At 62.6% G+C, this 9462-nt stretch carries 10 protein-coding genes; 8 read left to right on the top strand and 2 right to left on the bottom strand.

Features of this window, described 5'->3' with window-relative positions:
• Nucleotides 1-86 precede the first annotated feature (86 nt).
• The 4 genes from ACW9I6_RS27235 to dhaL all read left to right on the top strand — a co-directional run bounded on the left by ACW9I6_RS27235 (nt 87) and on the right by dhaL (nt 3817).
• Nucleotides 87-842, top strand: a complete 756-nt coding sequence (locus tag ACW9I6_RS27235; RefSeq protein WP_008434650.1) for an SDR family oxidoreductase — start codon at nt 87-89, stop codon at nt 840-842.
• Nucleotides 843-870: 28 nt separating this feature from the next.
• Nucleotides 871-1986, top strand: a complete 1116-nt coding sequence (locus ACW9I6_RS27230) for an erythritol/L-threitol dehydrogenase (RefSeq protein WP_008434653.1) — start codon at nt 871-873, stop codon at nt 1984-1986.
• A gap of 181 nt (nt 1987-2167) precedes the next feature.
• Nucleotides 2168-3169 carry a dihydroxyacetone kinase subunit DhaK gene (locus ACW9I6_RS27225; protein ID WP_178903700.1) on the top strand — a complete coding sequence of 334 codons (1002 nt, stop codon included), beginning with the start codon at nt 2168-2170 and terminating at the stop codon, nt 3167-3169.
• Between the two features lie 3 nt (nt 3170-3172).
• Nucleotides 3173-3817, top strand: a complete 645-nt coding sequence (gene dhaL / locus ACW9I6_RS27220) for a dihydroxyacetone kinase subunit DhaL (protein ID WP_177049910.1) — start codon at nt 3173-3175, stop codon at nt 3815-3817.
• Between the two features lie 141 nt (nt 3818-3958).
• Here dhaL and ACW9I6_RS27215 read toward each other — a convergent pair whose 3' ends face one another.
• On the bottom strand, nt 3959-4840 hold the full coding sequence (locus tag ACW9I6_RS27215) for a LysR family transcriptional regulator (protein WP_003215680.1): 882 nt from the start codon (nt 4838-4840) through the stop codon (nt 3959-3961).
• Between the two features lie 103 nt (nt 4841-4943).
• On the opposite strand from ACW9I6_RS27215, the gene ACW9I6_RS27210 reads away from it, so the two are divergent.
• On the top strand, nt 4944-5429 hold the full coding sequence (locus ACW9I6_RS27210; protein ID WP_457340043.1) for a GlcG/HbpS family heme-binding protein: 486 nt from the start codon (nt 4944-4946) through the stop codon (nt 5427-5429).
• A complete protein-coding gene (locus ACW9I6_RS27205) occupies nt 5426-6955 on the top strand; it encodes an MFS transporter (RefSeq protein ID WP_457340042.1) in 1530 nt (509 codons plus the stop codon). Before ACW9I6_RS27210 ends, ACW9I6_RS27205 begins: the two co-directional genes overlap by 4 nt.
• Before the next feature lie 152 nt (nt 6956-7107).
• On the opposite strand, the gene sohB is transcribed toward ACW9I6_RS27205, so the two are convergent.
• Nucleotides 7108-8133, bottom strand: a complete 1026-nt coding sequence (sohB, locus tag ACW9I6_RS27200; protein ID WP_008434663.1) for a protease SohB — start codon at nt 8131-8133, stop codon at nt 7108-7110.
• A 193-nt stretch (nt 8134-8326) separates the two neighbouring features.
• On the opposite strand from sohB, the gene ACW9I6_RS27195 reads away from it, so the two are divergent.
• Entirely contained in the window at nt 8327-9037 is a 711-nt protein-coding gene (locus ACW9I6_RS27195) for a histidine phosphatase family protein (protein WP_102368789.1), read from the top strand.
• A gap of 56 nt (nt 9038-9093) precedes the next feature.
• The gene (locus ACW9I6_RS27190; RefSeq protein WP_003215671.1) at nt 9094-9408 is read left to right on the top strand and encodes an SCP2 sterol-binding domain-containing protein; all 315 of its coding nucleotides are present in this window, start codon (nt 9094-9096) and stop codon (nt 9406-9408) included.
• Nucleotides 9409-9462: the final 54 nt, after the last annotated feature.

Here is a 9462-nt window from a genome sequence, read left to right as displayed (position 1 = left end):
CAGATGTGCCACCTGATACACCGCTTTCGCGAGCAAGCCCGCTCCCACATTGGATCTCCACCGATCTGAAAAATGGAGTCATGTTCATGTCTGGATTCTGGAATCAAGCCTTCGACCTCACCGGCCGCTGCGCCGTGATCACCGGCGGGGCCGCCGGGATCGGTCTGGCTTGTGCCAGCCTGCTGGTGGAACGCGGCGCGCGGGTGGCCCTGCTGGACCGCGACCCGGCCGTGGTCGAAGTCGCCGCCAGCCTCGGCGCCGGGAACATCGGCATCGCCGTGGACCTGCGCCAACTCGACCAGGTGCACAGCACCGTCGATTACGTATTCGATCACTTCAAACGCCTGGATTACCTGGTCAACAGCGCCGGCGTGGCCCTGCTGGACAAGGCCCTGGACGTCAGTGAAAACGCCTGGGACACCACTCTCGACATCAACCTCAAGGCCAGTTTCTTCGTGGCCCAGGCCTGCGCCAGGCACATGCTGGCCCAGGGCAGCGGGCGCATCGTCAACCTCGCCTCCCAAGCGGCGGTGATCGGCCTGGACCGTCACGTCGCCTACTGCGCCAGCAAGGCCGCCGTGGTCGGCATGACCAAGGTGCTCGCCATGGAATGGGCGCCCCACATCAACGTCAACGCCATCTCCCCGACCATCGTCGAAACCGCCCTCGGCAAAAAGGCCTGGGCGGGCGAGCTGGGGGAACGGGCCAAATTGCAGATCCCGGCGGGCCGCTTTGCCCAGCCGGAAGAAATCGCCGGGCTGGCGTTGTACCTGCTCAGCGACGCCGCACAGATGATCACCGGGGAAAACGTGGTGATCGACGGTGGCTACAGCATCCAGTAATTGATCCTTTGTCGTGAGGTTTATCGTCATGTCTACCGTTACCGAACGCACTGCCGAACAACTGTCCCCCGTCATTCCGAAAACCATGCAGGCCGTGGTCTGTCACGGCCCCGAAGACTATCGCCTGGAGACCGTCGATGTGCCGACGCCCGGCCCCGACGAGATCCTCACCAAGGTCGAGCTGTGCGGCATCTGCATGGGCGACATCAAGACCTACCGCGGCGCGCCCTCGTTCTGGGGCGACGCCGAGCAGCCGCGCTACGTGAAGCCGCCGATGATTCCCGGCCACGAGTTTGTCTGCCGCGTGGTCGCCCTCGGCCCTGGCGCGGAAAAGCGCGGGGTGAAGGTCGGCGACCGGGTGATTTCCGAACAGATCGTGCCGTGCTGGGGCTGCCGCTTCTGCAACCACGGCCAGTACTGGATGTGCCAGAAACACGACTTGTACGGCTTCCAGAACAACGTCCAGGGCGCCATGGCCCAGTACATGATCTTCACCAAGGAAGGCATCATCCACAAAGTACCGGACTCGATTGCCCCGGACGAAGCCATCCTGATCGAACCCCTGGCCTGTTCGCTGCACGCGGCGGAACGGGCGAATGTGGATTTCGACGACATCGTGGTGGTGGCCGGCGCCGGCACCCTGGGCCTGGGGATCATCGGTGCGGTGCGCATGCGCAACCCGAAAAAACTCATCGTGCTCGACATGAAACCCGAACGCGCTGCCCTCGCCCTGCGCATGGGTGCGGATGAAGTGTGGAACCCGGCTGAAGTCGACGTGATGGCGAAGATTCGCGAGATCACCGACGGCTACGGTTGCGACATTTACATCGAAGCCACCGGGCACCACAAGGCGGTGAACCAGGGCCTGGCGATGTTGCGCAAGCTGGGGCGCTTCGTGGAATTCAGCGTGTTCAACGACGAGGCCACGGTGGACTGGTCAATCATCGGTGACCGCAAGGAACTGGACGTGCTGGGCTCGCACCTCGGCCCCTACATGTACCCGCGCGCCATCGACTTTATCGGCAACCGCAAGATCGACATGCGCGACGTGGTGACCCACAAGTTTGCCCTGGCGGACTTCAAGGAAGCGTTTGCGGTGATGGAGCGCGGGGACAAGTCGCTTAAAGTCGTCCTGGAACCCTGATTGGCCCAATAACACAAAACCCTGCGGGCGCCGGGCTTAGGCTTTTTGTGGGAGCTGGCTTGCCTGCGATGCAGACGCCTCGGTCTATTTGTGACACCGAGCCGATGCAATCGCAGGCAAGCCAGCTCCCACAAAAGCCCCCGGCTCCCACACCAAGAACAAGAACACAGGAAACCGCGTTATGAATCGAGTGATAAACGATCCGGATCAGGTGGTCGAGGACATGCTGCGGGGCATCTTGGTCGCGCACCCCGAGCTGCGCCAATACGAAACCAATCCACGGGTGATCGGCAAGGCCAAGCCGTCGCCACAAGGCCGCGTGGGCATCGTGACCGGCGGCGGTTCCGGCCATGAACCGGCCTTCCTTGGCTACGTCGGCCCCGGCCTGGTAGACGCCGTGGCCGTCGGCGAAATCTTCTCCTCGCCCACCGCCAAAAGCTTCTTCGACGCCTTCCGTGCCGCCGACCACGGCGCCGGGGTGGCGTGCCTGTACGGCAACTATGCCGGCGACAACATGAACGTGAAGCTGGCGATGAAGATGGCCGCCAGCAAGGACATGCGCATCCGCACCGTGGTCGCCAACGACGACGTGGCGTCGGCGCCCAAGGCCGACATCGCCAAGCGTCGCGGCGTGGCAGGCGAGATCTTCATGTGGAAGGTCGGCGGTGCGGCCGCGGCCCAGCATTACGACCTGGACGGGGTGATTCGTGTCGCCCAGAAAGCGGTCGACAACTGCCGCTCCATCGGCATCGGCCTCACGCCCTGCACCATCGCAGCGGTGGGCAAGCCGAACTTCCAGATTCCCGACGGGCAGATGGAGTTGGGCATCGGCCATCACGGCGAACCGGGCATTGAAGTCATCGCCATCGAATCCGCCGAAGCCATGGCCGCGCGCATGCTCGCGCCGATCCTCGCCGACCGCGACTTCAGCCAGGATGACAGCGTGGTGGTGCTGGTCTCGGGCCTGGGTGCGACGCCGGTGATGGAACTTTACATTTTCTACGCCGAGGTTGAACGTCAGCTGCAAGCCAGGGGCTTGAAGATTCACCGCTGCTACGTGGGCAACTACTTCACCTCCCTGGAAATGATGGGCGTGACCCTGACCTTGCTGGGCCTGGACGCCGAGCTGAAATCCCTGATCGACCAACCCTGCCGTTCCATCGGCATGACCCAGGCGGACTAAACCATGAGCCAGCATTTCTCCACCCACGACGGCAGCGCCATCGTCGCCGACCTGGTCAGCGTGATCGTTGCCAACCGCGAATACCTGAGCGAAGTCGACGGCGCCATTGGCGATGGCGACCACGGCATCAACATGGCCAAGGGGTTCGCCCATTGCGGGCGCACGATTGAAGGCCGCCAGCTGACCCTGGCCGAAGCCCTGGATGAGTTGACACTGAGCCTGATGGAAGGCATCGGCGGCTCCATGGGGCCGTTGTATGGCAGCCTGTTTATCGGCATGGCGGATGAGGTGCGCGGCAGCGAACAGATTGACGCGGCGACCTTTGCCCATTTGCTGCGGGGGGGGTTGACCTCGTTGCAGGACATCACCGAAGCCGGCGTGGGTGACAAGTGTTTGATGGACACCTTGATTCCGGCGGTGGAAGCGTTTGAACAGGCCAATGGGTCGGGGGCGTCATTCAGTGAGGCGTTGGAGGCGATGAAAAGTGCTGCTTCGCGGGGGCGGGATTCCACCAGGGACCTGGTGGCAAAAATCGGCCGCGCCAGCCGCCTGGGCGAGCGCTCGTTGGGTGTACTGGATGCCGGAGCGGTATCGTGCTGCTTGATACTGACGCGATTGGCGGATTCGGTTCAACCGCGGTTGGTGTAGTGCTTGAAATGACCCCTTCGCGAGCAAGACCGCTCCCACCTTCGACCGAGTTCCATCTTTGGAATGCCGTCGAAGGTGGGAGCGGGCTTGCTCGCGAAGGCAGCAACACACTTAACCCGTGAAGCACCTAACCCGCCGCGATCAAACCTTCAACCTGGCTACCTGCTTCACCTGCTCTATATACCGCGCCACCGCCGGCGCCTTTTCAAAGCGCCGGTAAATCAGCGACAACCAGGACGACGCCTCGCTGCCTTCAATGCTGCGGTACACGACATTCGGCAAGCTCACATGCCCCACCACCGACTCCGGCACCACCGCCACGCCCTGCCCCAGTGACACCAACGCAATCACCGCCACCAACCCACCCGGCTGTGGCCCCAGTCGCGGCGCATAACCACCCTGCGCCGCCACGTGCAGCGTGCCGCTGATCTGCTCGGGCAAGATAAACGTCTCGTTCTGCAGATGCTCGCAACTGATTGCCTTCAACCCCAGCAGCCACGAATCCTGGGGCAACGCCAGCACAAACCCTTCACTGCTCAACCGCACCCCGTCGACCCCATCAGGCAAGGTCATCGGCGAACGAATGTAGCCAATGTCGAAACGCCCCTCCGCCACCAGCCCCGGCAACGCCGCCATGGGACTCTCGCGCACGCTGAGGCTCACGTCCGGGCAGTCCGCGCAGAACGACTGCACCTGACGCTGCAACAACCCCGAATACACCGCCGACGCCACATAACCCAGTTCGATATGACCGATCTCGCCACGCCCGGCGCGCTGGGCATTGCGTTGGGCAAACTCGAACTGGCGCACGGTGGCCTCTGCCTCGATCAGCAAGGCCGCGCCCGCCTCGGTCAGGCTGACCTCGCGCTGGCGGCGGATAAACAAGCGCGTACCGAGGGTGGTTTCCATGTCCTGGATCTGCCGGCTCAGGGTCGGCGGCGCGATACCCAGCTGTTCGGCAGCACGGGTGAAATTGCGTTGCCGGGCAACCGCCAGGAAGTAGCGGAAATGACGTATTTCCATCACAGGATTAGCTCAAAGGTAATGAAGTTCCGTATGGCGCCTAACAAGGACGCCACCTGCCGGGGATAAGCTCGCGGTACGTTCACAGTAGAGAGGCTTTCCCATGTTCGTCAAATCATTGGTCCTGGTGCTTGCCGGTCTTTGCACCGTGCCCGCAGGGCTGGCCGCAGAAGCCCCGGCAAGCATTGCCCACAAGGCAATCCTGAGCCTGGCAACGGCCCAGCAGATCGCCGCACACGCGCGCAGGGTCGCCGCCGACAAGGGCTGGCCCTGCGCCGTGGCCATCGTCGATGACGGTGGCTGGCCGATCCTGACGCTGCGCATGGATGGCGCTCCCGTGGTGGCCGGTATCGAGCTGGCCCAAGGCAAGGCGCGCACTTCAGCGCTCTTCAAGCGGCCGTCCGGGGACCTGGAAAACGCCATCAACAATGGCCGCCCGGCAGCCATCACCGCCGGCCTGTTGATGATGAAGGGCGCCCAGCCAATCATCCTTGAAGGCCAGGTAGTGGGCGCCATCGGCATCAGCGCAGATACTCCGGCCCACGATGACGAGATCGCCCTCGCGGCGGTGGCTTCGGTGCAGCCATGAGCAAGGTCAGCCCGCGCCTGACGCTGCTGACCGCCTCCGGGGTCTGTTCGCTGATCGTGCTCGACACCAATATCGTCGCCGTGACCCTGCCGAGCATCGCCCGGGACCTGGGGGCGAATTTTGCCGATATCGAATGGGTGGTCAGCGCTTATATGCTGGCCTTCGCCGCCCTGTTATTGCCGGCCGGAAGCATTGCCGACCGCTTTGGCCGCAAGAAGACCCTGGTCTGGGGCCTGGGTATTTTCATCCTCGCCTCCCTCGGCTGCGGTGCGGCGCCGAATGCGTTGTTCCTGGATATCGCTCGCGCCGTCAAAGGTGTCGGCGCAGCGCTGCTGCTGACCTCGGCCCTGGCCTCCATCGGCCATACCTTCCATGACGAAGTGGAACGCGCCAAGGCCTGGGCCTTCTGGGGCGCGTGCATGGGCGTGGCGATGACCGCCGCACCGACCCTCGGCGGGTTGATTACCCAGTACCTGGGCTGGCGCTGGATTTTCTATCTGAATTTGCCGGTCGGCCTGGTGCTGATGGGACTGGTGCTGCGCGCGATTCCGGAATCCCGCGATGCCCAGGCTGCAAGGCTCGACCCTTGGGGCAGCCTGAGTTTCAGTGCCAGCCTGCTGTGCCTGATCTGGGGTTTGATCGAAGCCAACCGTATCGGCTGGGACAACCCGCTGACTTACGCGCGGCTGCTGGGAGGCGCTGCGTTGCTGGGTGTTTTTGTACTCGCCGAACGCCTGCAACAGCGGCCCATGGTCGACCTGCAACTGTTCAGGCACCCGCGCTTTATCGGTGCACTGCTGGGGATGTTCGCCTACGCCGGCTGTGCCCAGGTGATGATGACGCTGCTGCCGTTCTACCTGCAAAACGGCCTGGGCTTCTCCGCGATTGCCTCCGGGCTGGGCATGTTGCCGTTTGCCTTGACCATGTTGATTTGTCCGCGGATAGGCGCACGCCTGGCCGGCCGCTTTGCCCCGGCCACTCTGATGGCGACAGGGCTGGCGCTGGTGGGTTGCGGCAACCTGCTGAGTGCCTGGGCGGTCAATATCGGTGGTTATCTGCCGTTCGCCCTGGCGATTGCCGTCACGGGGGCCGGCGCGGGATTGCTCAATGGCGATACGCAGAAAAACATCATGGCCTGCGTGCCACGGGACCGCGCGGGGATGGCGTCGGGCATGAGCACCACCATGCGCTTCAGCGCGATCATGTTGGCGATCGGGGTGTATGGGGCGTTGTTGAGCAGCCATAGCGAACAGTTGCTGCACACGAGCATCGGCTCCCAGTGGCAGGAACAGGCGGCAGGGATTGCTTCACGGGTAGTGGCTGGCGATATGCCAGCGGCCATGGCGTTGCTGCCCGAGTCCGCGCGGTACACGGTGCAGCCACTGGCGCGGCAGGCGTTCGTCGGCGGGTTCAGCGTGGTGCTGTGGGTGGCGGGGTTGTTGGGTTTGCTGGGGGCGCTGGTGGTGGGCTCGTTGATGCGGCATCCCATACCGGCGGTGCCGCAGGTCTCACTACTAGCTCGGTAATGTAACCGACACAAAACCAATGTGGGAGCGGGCTTGCTCGCGAATGCGGTGTGTCAGTCAATACATCTGTGACTGATCCACCGCATTCGCGAGCAAGTCGAATCGTCGCACCGCCGCTCCCACATTTTGATCTTCGACAGTCAGTTGAAGGGTTACCAGAAACGCTGCTGGGTCAGCCGACTCCACCAGGTCAGCAGCACCCGGTCAACCGAACCGCTGGCCGCCAGGCCCACCCGCTCCTGCAGGCTTTTACGCTCGGCATAGTGCAGGTGGAACACCTCGGCGGTCTTGGCCTTGGTCGCCAGGTATTCGTCGCTGGTTTGCAGCTGGTCCACCAGTTGCTTGTCCAGCGCCGCGACACCCAGCCAGACTTCGCCGGTGGCCACATCATCAATCGCCAGCTGCGGGCGGTAGCGCGACACGAAGTTCTTGAACAGTTGATGGGTGATGTCCAGGTCTTCCTGGAACTTCTCGCGGCCCTTCTCGGTGTTTTCGCCAAACACGGTCAGGGTGCGTTTGTATTCACCGGCGGTCAGCACTTCGAAGTCGATGTCGTGCTTCTTCAGCAGGCGGTTGACGTTGGGCAACTGCGCCACCACGCCAATCGAGCCAAGGATGGCAAACGGTGCGCTGATGATCTTCTCGCCGATGCACGCCATCATGTAGCCGCCGCTGGCCGCGACCTTGTCGATGCACACGGTCAACGGCACGCCCGCCTCGCGGATACGCGCCAGTTGCGACGACGCCAGGCCGTAGCTGTGAACCATGCCGCCGCCGCTTTCGAGGCGCAGCACCACTTCGTCCTTGGGTGTGGCCAGGCTCAGCAGTGCCGTGATTTCATGGCGCAGGCTTTCAGTGGCCGAGGCCTTGATGTCGCCGTCGAAATCCAGCACGAACACCCGTGGCTTGGCTTCTGGCTTCTTCTTGCCCTTCTTCTTTTCGGCCTTGCCTTCAGACTTGCGCAGGGCCTTGAGCTGGTCCTTGTCGAGCAGGGTCTGCTCCAGGCGCTCACGCAAACCCTTGTAGAAGTCATTGAGCTTGCTGACCTGCAACTGGCCGGCAGCTTTGCGGCGGCCTTTGCTGCGCAGTGCGGCGAAACTGATCAGCACCACCAGGATAGCGACGACCAGGGTGACGGTTTTAGCCAGGAAAGTAGCGTACTCGGCCAGAAAATCCATGTGACTCCTTACAAGTGCAGTGCGCCAGGCGCGGATTGCCCAAGCATACCGACGCCACCGCCATGGGGCCAGTGATCAAACCGCCAGCAGCGGGCCTCTAACGACCTTTTAAAACAAGCGTATGTTTTTTCATTGACAGCTTCCCGGCATCCTCATAACCTCGCCAGACTTTCAACGTACCGGGAAAACGGACGTGGGCAGCATCTACCTGATTCGACATGGCCAGGCCTCCTTCGGTGCAGACGACTACGACGTGCTGTCGCCCATCGGTGTGCAACAGGCGCAAGTGCTGGGCCGCCACCTGGCGGAACTGGGCCTGAGCTTCGACCGCTGCGTGTCGGGCGACCTGCGCCGCCAGCAGCACACTGCTACCGCCGCCTTCGAACAATACAGCGCCCTCGGCCTGCCGGTACCCACGCTGGAAATCGATAGCGCGTTCAACGAGTTCGACGCCGAGGCGATCATCCGCGCCCTGCTCCCGGACCTGCTGCACAGCGAACCCGAAGCCCTGCATATCCTGCGCAACGCCGCGCAAAACCGTGGCGAATTCCAGCGCATCTTTTCCCTGATCATCGAACGCTGGCTGGCCGGCACCTACGACCCGCCGGGCCTGGAAAGCTGGCTGGGATTTGTCGAACGTGTTCAGGGTGGCCTGCAACGCCTCCTCGAAGCCGCCGACAACCGTGACAAGATCGCCGTGTTCACCTCCGGCGGCACCATCACGGCCCTGCTCCACCTGATTACCCGAATGCCTGCTGCACAGGCCTTTGAACTGAACTGGCAAATTGTTAACACCTCGCTCAACCAGCTGAAATTCCGTGGTCGCGAGGTGGCACTGGCTTCCTTCAACAGCCATACCCACTTGCAACTGTTGAAGGCGCCGCAGCTCATCACTTTCCGATGAATTGCGGCCAACCGTGACCCCAAGGTCACTGGACTCACCATAAAAGGATCGAAACCATGACTGACGTAGCTAAAGCCGTAGAAGCAATGAAAGCCAAATTCAACCCAGCCGCTGCCGACGGCCTGGACCTGGTGTTCGGTTTCCGTATCGACGACACCCAGAACTTCTCGCTGGTTGTGAAAAACAACACCTGCGAACTGCTGGAAGGTGAAAACCCGGACGCCCAAGTCACCCTGGTGATGGACGGCGAAACCATGAAAGGCATCGTTGACGGCTCCACCGACGGCATGCAGGCATTCATGGGCGGCAAACTGCGCACTGAAGGCGACATGATGCTGGCCATGAAATTGAGCGAGCTGTTCCCGGCCTGATCAGGGCAACCCTGGCAAGACCCGTGTGGGAGCGGGCTTGCTCGCGAAAGCGGT

The sequence above is a fragment of the Pseudomonas sp. SDO5522_S412 genome, assembly GCF_054071215.1.
Note: the sequence above shows the minus strand (reverse complement) of the source record. Positions and strands in the feature narration are given on the sequence as shown.